This window comes from Bradyrhizobium sp., assembly GCF_016213215.1.
Classification (GTDB): domain Bacteria; phylum Pseudomonadota; class Alphaproteobacteria; order Rhizobiales; family Xanthobacteraceae; genus Bradyrhizobium.
The window spans coordinates 21699-37500 of record NZ_JACRAW010000156.1 but is presented as its reverse complement, the minus strand read 5'-3'; the positions used below and the strand labels follow the sequence as shown (position 1 = coordinate 37500).

At 63.4% G+C, this 15802-nt stretch carries 15 protein-coding genes; 8 read left to right on the top strand and 7 right to left on the bottom strand.

The genetic code is table 11. The features are described from left to right. Window positions 1–42: 42 nt before the first annotated feature. Window positions 43–1044 carry an NADP-dependent oxidoreductase gene (locus HY852_RS25690; RefSeq protein ID WP_291607729.1) on the bottom strand — a complete coding sequence of 334 codons (1002 nt, stop codon included), beginning with the start codon at window positions 1042–1044 and terminating at the stop codon, window positions 43–45. Between the two features lie 151 nt (window positions 1045–1195). Then, window positions 1196–2152 (bottom strand): RimK-like protein, encoded by a 957-nt coding sequence (locus HY852_RS25685; RefSeq protein WP_291607728.1) that lies wholly within the window; start codon window positions 2150–2152, stop codon window positions 1196–1198. A gap of 331 nt (window positions 2153–2483) precedes the next feature. Between HY852_RS25685 and HY852_RS25680 the strand changes: the two genes are divergently transcribed. From HY852_RS25680 to HY852_RS25670, 3 genes are all read left to right on the top strand, one after another. After that, window positions 2484–3257, top strand: a complete 774-nt coding sequence (locus tag HY852_RS25680) for a ferredoxin--NADP reductase (protein ID WP_291607726.1) — start codon at window positions 2484–2486, stop codon at window positions 3255–3257. Window positions 3258–3601: 344 nt separating this feature from the next. Next, window positions 3602–5227 (top strand): FMN-binding glutamate synthase family protein, encoded by a 1626-nt coding sequence (locus HY852_RS25675; protein ID WP_291607725.1) that lies wholly within the window; start codon window positions 3602–3604, stop codon window positions 5225–5227. Window positions 5228–5340: 113 nt separating this feature from the next. Beyond that, window positions 5341–5577 (top strand): PilZ domain-containing protein, encoded by a 237-nt coding sequence (locus HY852_RS25670; protein ID WP_291607724.1) that lies wholly within the window; start codon window positions 5341–5343, stop codon window positions 5575–5577. 18 nt (window positions 5578–5595) lie between these two features. Here the strand turns inward: HY852_RS25670 and HY852_RS25665 are convergent, their stop codons facing one another. The 5 genes from HY852_RS25665 to HY852_RS25645 form a co-directional block, all read right to left on the bottom strand. Beyond that, complete coding sequence (locus HY852_RS25665) at window positions 5596–5946, bottom strand: DUF3147 family protein (RefSeq protein ID WP_291607723.1); 351 nt, start codon at window positions 5944–5946, stop codon at window positions 5596–5598. Window positions 5947–6106: 160 nt separating this feature from the next. After that, window positions 6107–7405, bottom strand: a complete 1299-nt coding sequence (locus HY852_RS25660) for a hemolysin family protein (protein WP_291607722.1) — start codon at window positions 7403–7405, stop codon at window positions 6107–6109. Between the two features lie 183 nt (window positions 7406–7588). Next, on the bottom strand, window positions 7589–9577 hold the full coding sequence (locus tag HY852_RS25655; protein ID WP_291607721.1) for a carbohydrate porin: 1989 nt from the start codon (window positions 9575–9577) through the stop codon (window positions 7589–7591). A 370-nt stretch (window positions 9578–9947) separates the two neighbouring features. Next, window positions 9948–10226, bottom strand: coding sequence for a hypothetical protein (locus HY852_RS25650; RefSeq protein WP_291607720.1), 279 nt, complete (start codon window positions 10224–10226; stop codon window positions 9948–9950). A gap of 143 nt (window positions 10227–10369) precedes the next feature. Beyond that, on the bottom strand, window positions 10370–11182 hold the full coding sequence (locus HY852_RS25645; RefSeq protein WP_291607718.1) for a creatininase family protein: 813 nt from the start codon (window positions 11180–11182) through the stop codon (window positions 10370–10372). 130 nt (window positions 11183–11312) lie between these two features. Between HY852_RS25645 and HY852_RS25640 the strand changes: the two genes are divergently transcribed. Genes HY852_RS25640 through HY852_RS25620 form a run of 5 tightly spaced genes read left to right on the top strand, consistent with a single transcriptional unit; the run spans window position 11313 to window position 15649 of the window. Next, a complete protein-coding gene (locus tag HY852_RS25640; protein WP_291607717.1) occupies window positions 11313–12332 on the top strand; it encodes an ABC transporter substrate-binding protein in 1020 nt (339 codons plus the stop codon). After that, the gene (locus tag HY852_RS25635; protein WP_291607716.1) at window positions 12332–13138 is read left to right on the top strand and encodes an ABC transporter ATP-binding protein; all 807 of its coding nucleotides are present in this window, start codon (window positions 12332–12334) and stop codon (window positions 13136–13138) included. The genes HY852_RS25640 and HY852_RS25635 overlap by 1 nt, the downstream gene beginning before the upstream one ends. Then, window positions 13135–13971 (top strand): ABC transporter permease, encoded by an 837-nt coding sequence (locus HY852_RS25630; protein ID WP_291607715.1) that lies wholly within the window; start codon window positions 13135–13137, stop codon window positions 13969–13971. Before HY852_RS25635 ends, HY852_RS25630 begins: the two co-directional genes overlap by 4 nt. Beyond that, window positions 13971–14963 (top strand): 2-hydroxyacid dehydrogenase, encoded by a 993-nt coding sequence (locus tag HY852_RS25625; RefSeq protein ID WP_291607714.1) that lies wholly within the window; start codon window positions 13971–13973, stop codon window positions 14961–14963. Before HY852_RS25630 ends, HY852_RS25625 begins: the two co-directional genes overlap by 1 nt. Continuing rightward, complete coding sequence (locus HY852_RS25620) at window positions 14960–15649, top strand: protease inhibitor Inh/omp19 family protein (protein ID WP_291607713.1); 690 nt, start codon at window positions 14960–14962, stop codon at window positions 15647–15649. The genes HY852_RS25625 and HY852_RS25620 overlap by 4 nt, the downstream gene beginning before the upstream one ends. The last annotated feature ends 153 nt before the right edge of the window (window positions 15650–15802 follow it).

The following is a 15802-nucleotide window of genomic DNA, read 5'->3' as shown; positions in this document are numbered from 1 at the left end:
CTCAGAAGTGTCGTGATCCGGATAGTGCGAGCGACGACGTGCTCACAGCTTGATCATCCGCTTGCCGCGGTTTTCTCCCGCGAGCAGCCCGATCAGTGCTTTCGGTGTATTCTCCAGCCCTGCGATGACGTCTTCCTGCACCTTCAGCTTTCCGGAACTCACCCACGCCTGAAGATCGGACAGCGCGCGATCGCGGCTTTCCATGAAATCCATCACGATGAAGCCTTGCATGATCAGCCGCTTCACCACGATCAGGCCGGGCACGCCGCGCGGCCCGTGCGCCGAGGGCACCCCGTCATATTGCGAGATGGCGCCGCAACAGGCGATGCGGCCGTAGTTGTTCATTTGCGGCAGGCAGGCTTCCAGGATGTCGCCGCCGACATTGTCGAAATAGACGTCGATGCCGTTCGGCGCCGCCGCCCTGAGCGCCTTGAACACCGCGCCGTCCTTGTAGTCGACCGCGGCATCGAAGCCGAGATCGGAGGTCAGCCAGTTGCATTTGTCCTTGCCGCCGGCGATGCCGACCACGCGGCATCCCTTGATCCTGGCAATCTGGCCGACGATGGATCCGACCGAGCCGGCCGCGGCGGAGACGACCACAGTCTCGCCGGCCTTGGGCTTGCCGATTTCCAGGAGGCCGAAATAGGCGGTCAACCCGGCGATGCCGAACACGCTGAGCAGATGGGTCAGCGGCTCCATCTTCGGCATCTTGGTGAGCTGCTTGGCAGGCACCGCGGCGTAGTCCTGCCAGCCGGTGTCGCCGAACACGATGTCGCCGGGTGCGAGCTCCGGCGCCCTGGACGAAATGACTTCGGCGATGGCGCCGCCAGCCATCACCGTGTTGGTCTCGACGGCCGAGCGATAGGTCGCGCCGTGCATCCATGCCCGGTTGGCCGCGTCGAGCGAAATGTAGCGCACACGCAGCAACGCCTCGCCGTCCTTCGGCTCCGGGATCGCACCCTCGACCATCCTGAAATGTTGAGCCCCGAGCTTGCCGCTCGGCTTCTCCACCAGCAGGATCTGACGGTTGACGTTTCCGCTCATGGCATTTCCCCTCGAGAGTACGTAATGATTTCGGCGCGCTTGCCGCACGGGAAAGGCAGCCGCATCCCTGATGGAGGCTAGACGGACATCATCGCGCCCACAACGGGAACATATGGGCAAACCCTTGTCGCGCGCGCTCTGCCCGACTCAGTCAGCGCGGCAGTTCCGTGTTGAATATCCGATCGAGGGCAGCGCCATAGGCCGCGCACACGACGTCCGGATACAGTTTGCCGAGCTCCTCCATCATCACGCCCGAGTTGATTTCGAGAACTTTCCAATCGCCGCCGGTGCGGACGAGATCGATCGATGCGAAATGGATATTGATGGCGCGGGCGGCGTCCACGGCCGTCCGGACGCAGATCTCGCGGGTTTCGCCGTGATCGAGGAGAACCGGCCGGGCACCGGCGTCGAGATTGTGGCGCCAGTTCAACAGGCGTTGCTCGCCGGCAGGGACGATCGCGTCAAACTCGGTCCTGTCGAGATCCTCGAAGCTGCCCGCCAGCAAGGCCGATCGTTGCTCCGGCACGGCCGCCGTGGCGAGTTCCAGAAGCGAGTGCTTGCCGTCGCCGACCACCGATGGCCGGCGCTTGGCGTAAACAACCAGCGGAGCATCGTCGAGAAGGATCACCCTGACTTCTTCCTCGATCTCCACGTACGGCGCGATGGCGATGGCCATGCCAAGCGAGGAAATCTCGGCAACGGCCGCCTCCAGCTGGGGACGGCTCAATACCCTGAACACGGACCTGCCGGCAGTGCCCTCGTTGGGCTTGACGACCAGGCCGGCGGGATTTTGGTCGAGAAGGCGGAGCATCGTGTCCCACGACTCCGGGGAGGGGACGTGCTCCTTCGATTTCGGGTTCAGAAAGAGCCGGTGAGGAATGGCGGGAACACCGGCAAGCGCGAGCATCTCCGCGGTGGCCGACTTGTCGTTCGCGATCCGGTGGGCGACGGCGCTGTTGATGCCGAGATCGTAGCCGAACGCGAGGTGCTGCTGCCGTCCCTGCCGCATCATGACGAGCCAGCCCTCCGCCAGGAGCTCCACGGCGATGCCGTTGCGTTCGCAGTGCTGCCGGATGGCCTTCAAGAACAAACGATCGTCATGCGCCATTTGCGGAGCGTGGGTATGGTGGAATCGGGGTCTATTCTTAACGTAATCGTTACCCGCGGGCCGCGGAAATTAAATACTGCGACGACGCTACTTTGCGAAAAGAAATTACCTCATGCCCGTCGAACCGAAGAAAATTCATCGAACCGGAGACGGGCTTGAAGCGACTGCTATTTTGATCGGCATCAATTGCCGTCAACCGAGGTTGATTATCTCCGTCAATTGCGTAGATCACTCACGCAAAATCATTCGGCAGATCAGCACTGGTTTGTCGCTCCTGCGGGAGCCTCTCAACTCTTGTGCCATACGGCAGCTACGGGAACATCGAAGACACATGAGCGCGTTCTATCGAGAGAAAGTTCTTTCCGTTCGTCACTGGACCGATACGCTTTTCAGCTTCCGCGCCACCCGCGATTCCGGTTTCCGATTCCAGAACGGTCAGTTTGCCATGATCGGCCTCGAAGTCGACGGCCGGCCCTTGATGCGCGCCTACAGTATGGCCAGCGCCAATCACGAGGAAGAGCTCGAATTCTTCTCGATCAAGGTCCAGGACGGACCACTGACCTCGCGCCTGCAGAAGATCAGGGAGGGCGACGTCATCCTGGTCGGCCGCAAGGCGACGGGTACGCTCGTGGCCGACAATCTTCTTCCCGGCGACCGGCTGCTTCTGCTCTCGACCGGTACCGGTCTTGCGCCGTTCGCGAGCCTGATCAAGGACCCCGACGTCTACGAGCGGTTCGAGAGCATCGTGCTGGTGCACGGCTGCCGCCAGGTATCGGAGCTTGCCTATGGCGAGCAGCTGGTCGAAAGGCTGCGTGACGACGAACTGTTTGGCGCGCTGCTTTCCGAGAAGCTGGTCTATTATCCGACCGTCACCCGCGAGCCGTTCCGCAATCGCGGCCGCATCACTGATCTGATCACCTCCAGGCAGCTGTTCAACGACATCGGCCAGACGCCGCTCGATATCGCAGGCGACCGCATCATGATGTGCGGCAGCCCGGCGATGCTAGAGGAGCTGCGCGTCATGTTCGAGGGACAAGGCTTCGTGGAGGGCAACAGTGGCGAGCCCGGCCACTTCGTGATCGAAAAGGCCTTCGTCGAGCGTTGACCTATCGGCCATCCCGGCGAATTTCTCTCGTCCCGGGACTGGTCAGGGAGATTGAAGGGCCCGGCCGCGATCTCGTAGTTCATGGTGCCGCCGCTCTGCCGCCTGACCGGCTCGCGCTGCGAGCAGACAGATGATCACGCGCCATCGACAGCACGGGTGCATCGCTGGCGCGGGAGGGGCTGCGGCAGAGCCGGATTCCCGAGGGGGCCGGCCGCGCACATTCGGTGCGGAAGCACGCCGGCAGACGATTGATTTGCGGTGGCGTTTCGGGTCATGCTTCCAGGACGATCGGGACCAGGCCGCCGTCAACGAAAATAAGCCACACAATTTGCCCCGAGGATCTCATGGAAACGCTTCTGCTTCCATTCTCGCCGCGTTTCATCGTCCTGACGATGTGCGCGGTGGTCACGGCGTTGCTGTTCGGCATCGGACTCGTCGACAGCAAGGTGTTCGAGATCGTGCTGGTGCCGATGGTGGTCTTCGGCGGACTGACGCTGCTCGGCGTTCGCGATCTCCTGCAAAAGAAACACGCGGTGCTGCGCAACTATCCGATCTCCGCGCACTTGCGGTTCCTGCTCGAGGAGATCCGGCCCGAGATGCGTCAGTACTTCTTCGAGAGCGAGAAGGACGGCAAGCCGTTTTCCCGCGACACGAGGGCGCTCGTCTATCAGCGCGCGAAGATGGAGCTCGACAAGCGTCCGTTCGGCACGCAGGAGGATGTCTACGGCGGGGGTTATGCATGGATGCATCATTCGGTCGCGCCGAAGCCGCGTGCGCAGGAGAAATTCCGCGTCACCATCGGCGGGCCGGACTGCACCAGGCCGTATTCGGCGTCGGTGTTCAACATCTCGGCGATGAGCTTCGGCGCGCTCAGCCCCAATGCGGTGCGGGCGCTGAACGCGGGAGCGAACAAGGGCGGCTTCGCCCATGACACCGGCGAGGGCGGCGTCAGCCCCTACCACCGCGAGATGGGCGGCGACCTGATCTGGGAAATCGGCTCCGGCTATTTTGGTTGCCGCAACCGCGATGGCAGCTTCAACCCGGACGAATTCGCCCGCGTCGCTTCCGACGACCAGATCAAGATGGTCGAGCTCAAGATCAGCCAGGGTGCCAAGCCCGGCCATGGCGGCGTGCTCCCGGCAGCCAAGGTTTCGGAAGAGATCGCCAAGATCCGCGGGGTGGCGATGAACGAGGACTGCATCTCGCCCGCCCACCACCGCGCCTTTTCGACGCCGCTGGAAATGATGTCATTCATTGCCGAGATGCGCCGGCTGTCCGGCGGCAAGCCTGTCGGTTTCAAGATGTGCATCGGGCACCCCTGGGAGTTTCTCGCCATCTGCAAGGCGATGCTCCGGAGCGGCATCTACCCGGACTTCATCGTCGTCGACGGCAACGAGGGCGGCACGGGCGCGGCGCCGCTCGAATTCATGGATCACCTCGGCATGCCCATGCGCGAAGGCGTCAACTTCGTGCACAATGCGCTGGTCGGCATCAATGCGCGCGACCGCGTCAAGATCGGCACTTCCGGCAAGATCGCGACTGCCTTCGACATGGCGCGCGCCATGGCGATCGGCGCCGACTGGTGCAATTCGGCGCGCGGCTTCATGTTTGCGCTCGGTTGCATCCAGTCACTCAGCTGTCACACTGACCGCTGTCCGACCGGTGTGGCCACCCAGGATCCGATCCGCAACCGCGCGCTTTATGTGCCGCTCAAGATCGACCGCGTCTACAACTACCACCACGCGACGCTGCATTCGCTCGCCGAGCTGCTGGCCGCCGCCGGGCTGGAGCATCCGCGCGAGCTGAGACCCATTCACTTCTCCCAGCGGACCTCAACGACCGAAGTGCGGTCGTTTGCGAAGCTTTATCCGGCACTTCGTCCCGGAGAACTGCTTGAGGGAGCCAGCGATCCGCGGTTCCAGGATGCCTGGACCATGGCGCGCGCCGAATCGTTCCACCCGGCCAGCTAACACGCTTCTAAGAGGCAATAGCGAATAACGAGGGCCTGCGAGTTACCGTTTCTTTGTGAAAATCGGGTGTATTCTTCAGACCCAAATGGGAGCCCAAGTGTAGACGGCCGAAGATGAGCGACAAGCGCGGCAAACCGAGGCAACGGGTTTTGAAGGCCGGAACGATCGAGTTCGGCGGCGGTGCCATCGATTGCACCGTTCGCAACGTCTCCGACGGCGGGGCCGCGCTCGACGTCACAAGTCCGATCGGCATACCGGAGCGATTTATGCTGGTGGTCTCGGATGGGACCCAACGGGCTTGCCGCGTCATGTGGCGCAAGGAAAAGCGCATCGGCGTGAAGTTCGAGTAATGCCGGCGGGCCTTGGCATCACAGCTGGATGCCGTAGCGCGCCAGGATCCACGCGGTGATCAGATAAAGCACGAAGGTGAGAACACATCCGGCGGTGAGGGCCGGCCAGAAACCCGTGCCATTCCGCAGCATCGCCGGTACGACCAGGAACATCGGGAGTGACGGCAGCACGTACCAGAACGTCGCTTCGAGTTGCGAGGCAATGCGGGCGCTGTCACCGGTGTCCCGCCACAGCCAGATCACGGCGAAGATCGAGATCAGCGGCAGGGAGGCGACCAGCGCGCCGAAGGCCGGACTGCGTCTTGCGACTTCCGAGACCAGCGCCGTGATCAGGCCGGACAGTGCGGCTTTGACGGCAAAGTAGAGCATCTGCGAGCCCCTCAATCGATTTCGGTGTGTGCTTTGAACGCACCAGCTCGAAGTTCCTGCCGATACTACGCACGGCCTTGTGACGCTACCCCGGCATGCGGTTGCATGTGCAATGCCGCCAGAGTGGGGGTGCTACGCAGGGCCGCAGGCCTCTGGCAAATCAAGTGGACATCGGTTCGCTGACGCGACGTGCCAGTATCTTGTCGATTCTGCGTCCGTCGAGGTCCACCACCTCGATGTGCCATCCTTCGAAATCGAAGGCGTCACCGACGTTCGGCAGCTCACCGAAGTGCTGGAGCACCAACCCTGCCACGGTGTGGTAGTGCCGGTGCGGCGGAAGCGGGATCGACAGCAGGTCGCCGAACTCGTCGACCGGCATCCAGCCCGCAATCAGGAGTGAACGGTCAGCCCGGCGCACGAATGCCGGCTCAGGCGGGCCTGCTTCCGAATGGAAAGCGCCAACGATGGATTCGAGAATGTCGGTGGCGGTGACCACGCCTTCGAACATGCCGTACTCGTCGTGCACTAGGCCGATATGCACGGGTGCCGCTTTCAGGATGGCCAGCACGTCGCGCGCATCGGCCGAAGCCGGGATGACCGGCGCCTCACGCACGAGACTTCTCAAGTCGGGCGAGCTGTCTTGCATATAGGCGACGAGGAGGTCCTTCGACTGAATGATGCCGATGGGGCGGTCCCGATTGCCATCCGAGACCGGCCAGCGGGTATGCAGGCTCTTGGAAAGTATCTCGCGAATTGCGGCGGGATGATCATTCAGGTCTACCTCATCGACCTCTGTTCGCGGCGTCATCACCGCGCCGACCGGTCGGTCGCCGAGCCGCATGACGCCGGCAATCATCTCCTTTTCCCCGGGCTCCAGGACTCCGGCGCTTTCGGCTTCGCTTACGAGATGACGAATCTCGTCCTCTGAAATCCTTTCCTCGACTGCCGCGTTCCGTCCAAGCAGGGCGAGAATGAGTTTGCCGGAGAGATCGAGCAGTACCACGAGAGGCAGAGAAATTCTTGCCAGCATGTCCATCGCGGGAGCGACCTTGATGGCAATGATCTCGGGGTCCCGCAGGGCTACCTGTTTCGGGACCAACTCGCCGACAATGAGTGTCGCATAGGTGATGATCGTCACGATGCTGGCGACGCCTACGACTTCGGCGACCGCATGCGAGAGCCCGAGTTCGATCAACCACTGCGTCAGCCGCTGCCCGAGCGTGGCACCCGAAAACGCCCCCGAGAGGATTCCGACCAGCGTGATCCCGATCTGAACGGTCGAGAGAAACTTTCCCGGGTCGGAGGCGAGCGCCAGTGCGCGTTGGGCGCCACGCACGCCCTTGCTGGCGAGGAGTGCAAGCCGTGCCGGACGGGACGAGACGATGGCCAGCTCGGACATCGAAAGCAGGCCATTGACGACGATCAGGACGACGATGATTGCAAGCTCGAACGACAACATTGCGGCCCATGACCGGGCGAACTTCGGCCCGGCGGCCGGCGCCCGATGGCCTCAATATAGGGCATGTTTGTCCATTTCTCCGGGGTCCGTCCAAATTGCCGCACCTTCCGGTCAGGCACTGATGAACCGCGGAATCTTGCCTGTTTGACCAGGAAGGGAGGTCGGCGCTTACCTGCGAGGGCGCTAGAATTCCCCGTGCAGCCGTCCCGAGAACACCGAAACCGGGCCGCGATCGGCATTGTAGGCGGGGTTGGTGATGAGCTGGTAGTCGGCGGTGAAGGTGAGGGCCTTGTTGAGCGCCAGCGCGTAATAGGTTTCGAGCACCCGCTCGCGCCGGTAGTTGAGCCGGCCGTCGCCGATCAGGGGGCCGAGCCCGCCGGCGGCGATGAAGTCGCGATGGTCGCGCGACAGCGCGTTGATCGCGCCGGCGATGCCGATCACGTCGTCGGGACGGCCCCACCGCGCGCCCTTGATGGATGCGCCGAGCGAAAGGCTCGCGTCGATGTCGGTGAACGACATGATCTCGGTCTTGCCATTGTTCCAGCTCCAGCGGCCGAACAACCCGATGTCGTCGGTCAGCGCCTGTTCCAGATTGAGGGCATAGCCGTATTTGATGCGTCCCCTCCGGGTCTGGCTGATGTCGAGGTTGAGCGCCGGATCGTCCAGCGTCTCGCGATAGCTTCCGGAATGCGCGCTGTTGAGGAAGGCAAGCGTTCGCAGCTTGCCCGGCTGGCCGAACAGCGCATAGCGCGTCTCCAGCTCGACCACATATCCACCGCGCTCGAGGACCCTTGGGTCGAAGTGGTTGGAATTGGACCGGCCGCCGATCAGGAAGTAGCCGCCGCGCAGCGCCCAGTGCTTCTGGTTGAGTTCGGCGGTGATGCCGTAGCCAAGCCCGAGCCGGTCGGCAGCATAGTCGAAAGCGCCGGCTGCCCAGATCGACCAGTTCATGAAATCCTTGCGCGGATCATGCGCATAGGAATTGCCGTCGAATACGTCCACGACCGAGAACTTGCCTGCCTGCAGCGTCAGGCGCGAGACGTCGACCTTCTCGGCCAGCTGAAACTGGCTGCTGGCGAGCAGTTCCTGCTCGCCGCCGAAGCCGAAGGTCTGGCGAACGAACAATCGCGAGGTGTTGTAGTGCGGGTGGGGGAAGCCCGACTTTTGCGCCTCGCCATTGGGATAGCCGGCGGCGCCGGTGGTGTTGTTGAAGCCGAAGCCTTGCAGCAGCTCGGGATTGTAATAGATCTCCCCGCCGTCCCACAGCCTCGCATTCAGATAAAGGCTGTTGCTCCAGGTTTGCTGCAGCTCCGCCGAAGGCGACAGGCTGTTCGGTCCCGTGTAGGGCGCCCGGAACGGCGGGTAGCCCTGCGCCAGGAAAGTCCCTTGCCCGTGGATTTCCCAGCGGTCCGACTCGGTATCGGTTGGTGAGACCTTCGGATCGTAGGCCGGCATTCCCGGCCATTCGATCTTGCGGTTGAGGCCGAGCCGGATCATGTGCAGATCCAGGGTCGATGAGTAGTGTGTGCCGGACAGGAAAGTGATGTTGGCGTTTTCGAACGACCGGTAGAGATATTCCAGTCGCGCGCTCCAGTGCGGCGCGAAGGCATATTCGACGCCCGCGCCGGTGATCCAGCCGAGGCGTGTGTTCAGCGCCTTTTCATTGTTGCCGCTTGCTTGCTCGTTGAGAAAGCGCTCGCCGGAAAACGCGATGCCTCCGGTCGTGTAGAACAGCCAGGAGCCCGCCGCATAACCGATGCGGCCGCGAACGCTGGCGACATAATCGAACTGCTCCTGCGCGTACGAGCGGGCGGTTATGATGGAGGAGGTGACGTGGCTCGAGGGCATATAGTTCGGAAAGGAAATATCGCCTTCCGCGCCGAGCAACAGTCCGGAACTCAGGCGATAATTGTAGCCCGCCTGCACGCCGCCGGTCATGCCGCTGAATACGTTGCTGTTGGTGCCGATGGTGGGATCAATCAGCACCGCACGCGACGAGCCCTGGTAATAGCCGGCATGGGCGCCGACATAGAAACCGGTCCAGTCGTAGACGGCCTTCAACGCCGGCGCCTTCAGCGGCAGGTTGGCCGCATGGCCGGGTGCGGCGGCCGGCAGCAGGCCGAATCCGAGGCTCACGAAGATTCGTACTATTGATCGGCCGCGGGCGTGCATCGACGGATTTTCCACTGCGAGAATGACACTTGTTATCACTGCAAACTGTTATGCAGCGCAGCAAGCGGCCATGTAGCGGGACGCTGTGGAATTGCTCGAGATTGGAAACGTTCAAGAATTTCCAAAAGCCCGCCTGTGTAGTCGGCGGGCACAACTTTAATTGCAACTAATTCGCAATTACAAGCATCTGGAACTTGCGGTCGTTCGTCGCAGGGGCGCCGGCAGGCCGGCAACCATCGCATGCTTGGGGGCCAAAAAAGGTGACCCGCCCGGGGGGACGACCGGGCGGGTCTGGGGCACGACACGGGGTGGATGAGGCGCCCGTGCCGGACGCTAGATCAAACAAATCAAGGCGGTGTTGGACGATGGGTCAGTAGCAGGTCTGCACCCGGCCGATGTAGTTGCCGTAGATGTCGTACTGGGGTGCCCAGCGGCAGCGGGGCTGGCGGTAGTAGTAGGGAGAGGGCTCGCTCGCAGCGATGGCACCGCCGATAACGGCGGCGCCGAGGAGGCCGGCTCCGACGCCCCAGCCCACGTGGCCGTGGCGATGGTGGTGGTGGTGCTTCGGCCCGGCCTGGGCGGACACCACGCTGGCGGTGACGGTGAGCGCAGCAACCGCGAGAGCGGCAAGCTTGGACTTGATCGACACGTTGGTCTCCATCCGGTTGAGGCCGCCATTGCGGCCGATGTGCTACTTGGACGGAGGCTTCTCGATTCCGGTTCGAGCGGCCGCGCAAGCCCTCGATTCAAGACGTTTATCCAGGAATCACAACAGGATAAGGCTGGAGCAAGCTAGTTTTGGGGCGCTTGTCCGAGCGTGTTCACATCGAAGTTATCGATCTCGCCCAACAGTTCGCAAAACGCCCGCGCGCCGTTCTCGATCAGCTGATCGCCCTTTTCGGCGGTAGCGAGGGCAGCATTGCCGACGGCGCCGCCCGGGTGCAGGTCCTGCGCCTGCCAGGCGAATGGCGCGGGCCGTTGCGCGGAAAGCCAGCGGTATTCCTGCTCCATCGCCGCCCCGCGCGAGGGGAAATCCGCAATCGCATCACTTCGCACCTGCTGGCGATACCGCGACATCATGATCGACGTCTCCACGGCGCCGCCGTGGATGCCATGGCGGACTTCGTCCGCCATAAACAGACTTTCCGCCGCAGAAAGGCGTGACCACGAGGTCGTCACCACGAACAGCCCGTGCTGCGCGCGCAAGTCCTGCGCCGCGAGTGTCATGGCCGCGCTGTTGCCGCCATGGCTGGTGACAATCACGAACTTCTTCACCCCCGTGCGCGCCACGCCGGCGCCGATCGCAATCCAGCTTCGCAGCGCGACCTCGGTCGGCAGCGTCAGCGTGCCCGGATAGTCGACATGCTCGGTGGAGATGCCGATCGGTTGAAGGGGGAGGAACGTCGCGGGCAGGCTCGCCGGCAGGAGCTCGCGCACCCGCGCCAGATAAGCCCCTGCAATCATGACGTCGGTTCCGAGCGGTAGATGTGGCCCGTGCTGCTCAGTGGCGGCGAGCGGCAGGATCGCGATCCAGCGCGCCGGCTGCCCCGGTCCGATTTCGGGCCAGCGGACCTCGGTCCAGTCGCGGGGTGGGGGCGAACTCATCGATGTTTCTTTGCGCGGATTTGCACGGTAACTTGTTGCACTGCCTGCTGGGTTGGGACGCCGTTCAGCCGGCCGCGTCCCGCACAATAATCCATCTATCATGGGCCAGAACGATCGACGGAGTCCAATCATGAACCCGGTCCATCTGCTGCGAGCGTTAACGGCTGGCTTCGCCGCCGCCCTCCTCGCGACTGCGCCGGCGCGCGGCCAGACGCTCGACAAGGTTTCCTTCGGCACCAACTGGGTCGCCGAGGCCGAGCATGGCGGGTTCTTCCAGGCGGTGGCCGACGGCACCTACAAGCAATACGGCCTCGATGTCACCGTCGTTCCGGGCGGACCGAACGTCAACAACCGCATCCTGCTGACAGCCGGCAGGATCGATTTCTTCATGGCGGCTAACACACTGATGTCGTTCGACGCGGTCGCCAATAACGTTCCCGTGGTGGCGGTCGCCGCGATGTTCCAGAAGGATCCGCAGGTCATGCTGACGCATCCGGAATCGAAGGTCGCAAAGATCCAGGACTTGAAGCCGCTGATGCTGTTCGTCTCCAAGGAGGGCATGACGAGCTACTTCCAGTGGCTGAAAACGGAATTTGGATTCAGCGAGAAGAACGTACGGCCCTACAATTTCAACCCGCAGCCCTTCATCGCCAGCGCGCGGAGCGCGATGCAGGGCTACGTCACTTCGGAGCCCTTCGCGGTGGAGAAGGCCGCCGGCTTCAAGCCGGGCGTGCTGCTGCTCGCCGATTACGGCTTTGACGCCTATTCCACCCTGATCGAAACGCGGCGGGAGCTGATCGAGAAGAAGCCCGACCTCGTGCAGCGCTTTGTCGATGCATCCATTATCGGCTGGTACAACTATCTGTACGGAGATAACGCCGCCGCCAACGCCCTGATCAAGAAGCTCAACCCGGAAATGACGGACGAGTTGCTCGCCTATTCCGTCAGCAAGATGAAGGAGTACGGCATCGTCGACTCCGGCGACGCCTTGCGCAAGGGCATCGGCGCCATGAGCGACGATCGCTTCACCAGCTTCTTCGACAAGATGGTGCGGGCAGGCGTGGTACGATCCGACCTCGACTATCGCAACGCCTATACGCTGCGCTTCATCAACAAGGGCGTGGGCCTCGAACTGCGGCCCAAGAAGTAATGCAGGACTCTGCTGCCGCGTTCGAACCCGGTGCCGGCCTTGCCGTCAGCCTGCGCGGCGTCACCAAAGCCTATGACAGCCGCGTCATTGCGCTGGGCCCGTTGGACCTTGCCGTGCGCAAGGGCGAATTCGTCTCGCTGCTCGGGCCTTCCGGCTGCGGCAAGTCGACGGCGCTTCGCCTGATCGCCGGCCTGAGCGCGCCGACGTCGGGATCGGTCCAGGTCTCGCATCACCAGGGCGAGCTGCGGCCGGGACACGCCATCGGCTTCGTGTTTCAGGAGCCGACCTTGATGCCATGGACCAGCGTCGGCGAGAACGTGCGCCTGCCGCTGAAGCTCGCCGGCGTGCCGGCGGCGAAGGCCGATGCGCATGTCGTGGAAGCCCTGGAGCGCGTCGGGCTTGCCGACTTTGCCGAGGCGTACCCACACGAGCTGTCCGGCGGGATGAAGATGCGGGTGTCGCTGGCGCGCGCTCTCGTCACCGATCCCGAGATCCTGCTGATGGACGAGCCGTTCGCCGCGCTCGACGAGATCACGCGCTTTCGCCTCAACAATGACCTGCTCGCGCTGTGGCGCGACCTGCGCAAGACCGTCATCTTCGTCACCCATTCGGTGCTCGAGTCGGTCTACCTGTCCCAGCGGGTGGTGGTCATGACCGCGCGGCCCGGCCGCATCGGTGCCGAGATCGCCATCGAGACTCCGGGCGAGCGCGGCGAGAATTTCCGCGCCTCACAGGCCTACTTCAGCTATTGCCGCAGGGTGTCGGACGCGCTCGCGCCGTCCTATTCCGGGAGGGCGGCGCTATGAGTTCGCTGCCGCCGCAGACCGTTGCGCCGACGACCGCCGCGACCGGCAGCGCCGCCCTGCGCGTCGTGCGCATCCTGCTTCCGCTGCTCGTGCTCGCCGCCGGCCTCGCCGTCTGGGAGCTCGTGGTCCGCCTCAACAACATCCCTCCCTACGTGCTGCCGTCGCCGATGGCGGTGTTTCACACGCTTCTGGCCGACTGGGCGGTGCTGTCGCAATCGTTATTGACGACGCTGCTCACCACGCTCGAAGGATTCGTTGCCGCCGCGGTCGGCGGCATCGCGCTGGCGCTGTTGTTCAGCCAGTCGCGATGGCTGGAATATTCGCTGTTCCCCTACGCCGTGATCCTGCAGGTGACGCCGGTCATCGCGATCGCGCCGCTGCTTCTGATCTACCTGCCGCAGCAGACCGCGGTGGTGGTGTGCGCGTTCATCGTGGCGTTCTTCCCGATCCTGTCCAACACCACGCTCGGGCTGAGCTCGGTCGATCGCAACCTCCTGGGCCTGTTCCAGCTCTACGGCGCCTCGCGCCTGCAGACACTGCGATTCCTCAAGCTGCCGTCGGCGCTGCCGTACATCCTGGGTGGCTTGCGAATTGCCGGCGGGCTGTCGCTGATCGGCGCCGTCGTCGCCGAGATTGCGGCTGGCACGGCCGGCGCGGGTTCCGGACTTGCCTATCGCATCGCCGAATCCGGCTATCGACTCAACATACCACGCATGTTCGCAGCGCTGCTCCTGCTCTCGCTGGCCGGGATTGTCATCTATGGGTTGCTGGCGCTAACTTCGCATCTGGTGTTGCGGCGCTGGCATGAAAGCGCGCTTGGAAAGGAAAGCTGATGGTGGGCGGTCCGATTTCTTCCGAGAAGATCGACCTTGTGATCTACGGGCCGCTCCGGCCGATCATCGAGAACGGCTTCACCGATCATTACGTGCTGCACAAATCGGAAACGCGGGCCGATCTCGAGCGGCTTCCGCCGTCGGTGTTCGAAAAGGTTCGCGGCATGGCCGTGACGTATCACACGGTACCAGCCGACAAGGAATCGCTGGCGCGCTTTCCCAGGCTCGAGATCATCGCGAGCTTTGGCGTCGGCTACGACCATGTCGATTCGGCCTATGCGCGCGAGCACAACATCGTCGTCACCAACACGCCTGACGTGCTGACGGAAGAGGTCGCCGACGTCGCCATGGGGCTTCTGATCGCCACGTTGCGCGAATTCGTCAAGGCCGACCGCTACCTGCGCTCCGGCCTGTGGCTGACCCAGAATTATCCCCTGAGCGTGGGCTCGCTGCGCGACCGCAAGGTCGGCATTGTCGGGATGGGCCGGATCGGACAGGCCGTTGCCCGGCGCCTCGATGCCTCGCGCGTTCCGGTCGTCTATCATTCGCGCAATCCGGCGAGCGGTGTCGCCTACAAGCACTATCCCGACCTGATCGAGATGGCCAAGGCGGTGGATACGCTGATCGTCATCGTGCCCGGCGGCGCCGCTACGACGAAGATGATCAATGCCGAGGTGCTGAAGGCCTTGGGGCCGCGCGGCGTGCTCATCAATGTCGCGCGCGGCTCCGTGGTCGACGAGCCCGCTTTGGTGCAGGCGCTGAAATCGGGCACCATCCTGGCGGCGGGGCTGGACGTGTTCGCCAACGAGCCGAACGTGCCGGATGAATTAAAGACCATGCAGAATGTCGTACTGCTGCCACACATCGGTTCGGCTTCCGTGGTAACGCGGAACGCGATGGACCAGCTCGTGGTCGACAATCTGAAAACCTGGTTCGCCGGAAAGCCGCCGTTGACGCCGGTCCCGGAGACCCCGGTGAAGGACCGTGGATGATTATTCGTTTTGTTGTCGGGCCTGCGATGTTGATCGCGCTCGCCGCCCTGCCGGCGCGCGCGCAGGACACGACGAGCCTCAAGAAGGACATGATCGGGCAGTGGGAGCTTTCCACGACCGAACGCAGCAAGACCTGCGTAGTCACGCTCAAGAGTGATGCGGCGGGACAGGGCTCGAAGCTTGAGCTTGAGCCTGGCTGCGCGAAGGCGCTGCCGTTCACCAGGGAAATCACCGCCTGGAGCGTCAGGGGCCTCGATATCGTGCGCCTGCAGGACGCCACGGGCGAATCGGTGATCGACCTCACGGAAGTCGAGACCGGAATCTTCGAAGGGCTGCGCCAGGGCGAGGGCGTCTACATCCTGCAGAACCTCGCGGCCGCGCGCTCAATGGCGAAGTCGATGGACCAGATGATCGGTGACTGGGCCATGGTGCGCCGCAACGGCCAGCCGATCTGTGGGCTCACGCTGACCAACAACGATGCCGGCCAGGATAATTTCCAGGTCTTCGTCAAGCCGAAGTGCGATCCGTCGATCGCGCAATTCAACCCGTCGCAATGGCGACTGGAGCGCGGCCAGATCATCCTGATGTCCAATGGCGGCGAGGCCTGGCAGTTCGAGGCCGACGACAATGCGCAATGGCGGCGCGTGCCCGATACCGCCGACCCGCTGATCATGCTGAGGCAGTAGCCGGCTGACGGCAGCCGCCGCCGAGGGCAGTCGCTCGGCTCGACCGGAACTGCATCGAATCGCGATCGCACGGCAGCCACGCCGAATCGGCGTCCTGAACGCCCGTCCCATTCGGCGCGAGGGCGATTCGAACCGCTGCGGAATTCGCTGCGA

Coding starts and splice junctions, on each gene's coding strand:
- HY852_RS25690 (WP_291607729.1), bottom strand. CDS start 1,044: ATGAGCGGAAACGTCAACCGTCAGATCCTGCTGGTGGAGAAGCCGAGC.
- HY852_RS25685 (WP_291607728.1), bottom strand. CDS start 2,152: ATGGCGCATGACGATCGTTTGTTCTTGAAGGCCATCCGGCAGCACTGC.
- HY852_RS25680 (WP_291607726.1), top strand. CDS start 2,484: ATGAGCGCGTTCTATCGAGAGAAAGTTCTTTCCGTTCGTCACTGGACC.
- HY852_RS25675 (WP_291607725.1), top strand. CDS start 3,602: ATGGAAACGCTTCTGCTTCCATTCTCGCCGCGTTTCATCGTCCTGACG.
- HY852_RS25670 (WP_291607724.1), top strand. CDS start 5,341: ATGAGCGACAAGCGCGGCAAACCGAGGCAACGGGTTTTGAAGGCCGGA.
- HY852_RS25665 (WP_291607723.1), bottom strand. CDS start 5,946: ATGCTCTACTTTGCCGTCAAAGCCGCACTGTCCGGCCTGATCACGGCG.
- HY852_RS25660 (WP_291607722.1), bottom strand. CDS start 7,405: ATGTTGTCGTTCGAGCTTGCAATCATCGTCGTCCTGATCGTCGTCAAT.
- HY852_RS25655 (WP_291607721.1), bottom strand. CDS start 9,577: ATGCACGCCCGCGGCCGATCAATAGTACGAATCTTCGTGAGCCTCGGA.
- HY852_RS25645 (WP_291607718.1), bottom strand. CDS start 11,182: ATGAGTTCGCCCCCACCCCGCGACTGGACCGAGGTCCGCTGGCCCGAA.
- HY852_RS25640 (WP_291607717.1), top strand. CDS start 11,313: ATGAACCCGGTCCATCTGCTGCGAGCGTTAACGGCTGGCTTCGCCGCC.
- HY852_RS25635 (WP_291607716.1), top strand. CDS start 12,332: ATGCAGGACTCTGCTGCCGCGTTCGAACCCGGTGCCGGCCTTGCCGTC.
- HY852_RS25630 (WP_291607715.1), top strand. CDS start 13,135: ATGAGTTCGCTGCCGCCGCAGACCGTTGCGCCGACGACCGCCGCGACC.
- HY852_RS25625 (WP_291607714.1), top strand. CDS start 13,971: ATGGTGGGCGGTCCGATTTCTTCCGAGAAGATCGACCTTGTGATCTAC.
- HY852_RS25620 (WP_291607713.1), top strand. CDS start 14,960: ATGATTATTCGTTTTGTTGTCGGGCCTGCGATGTTGATCGCGCTCGCC.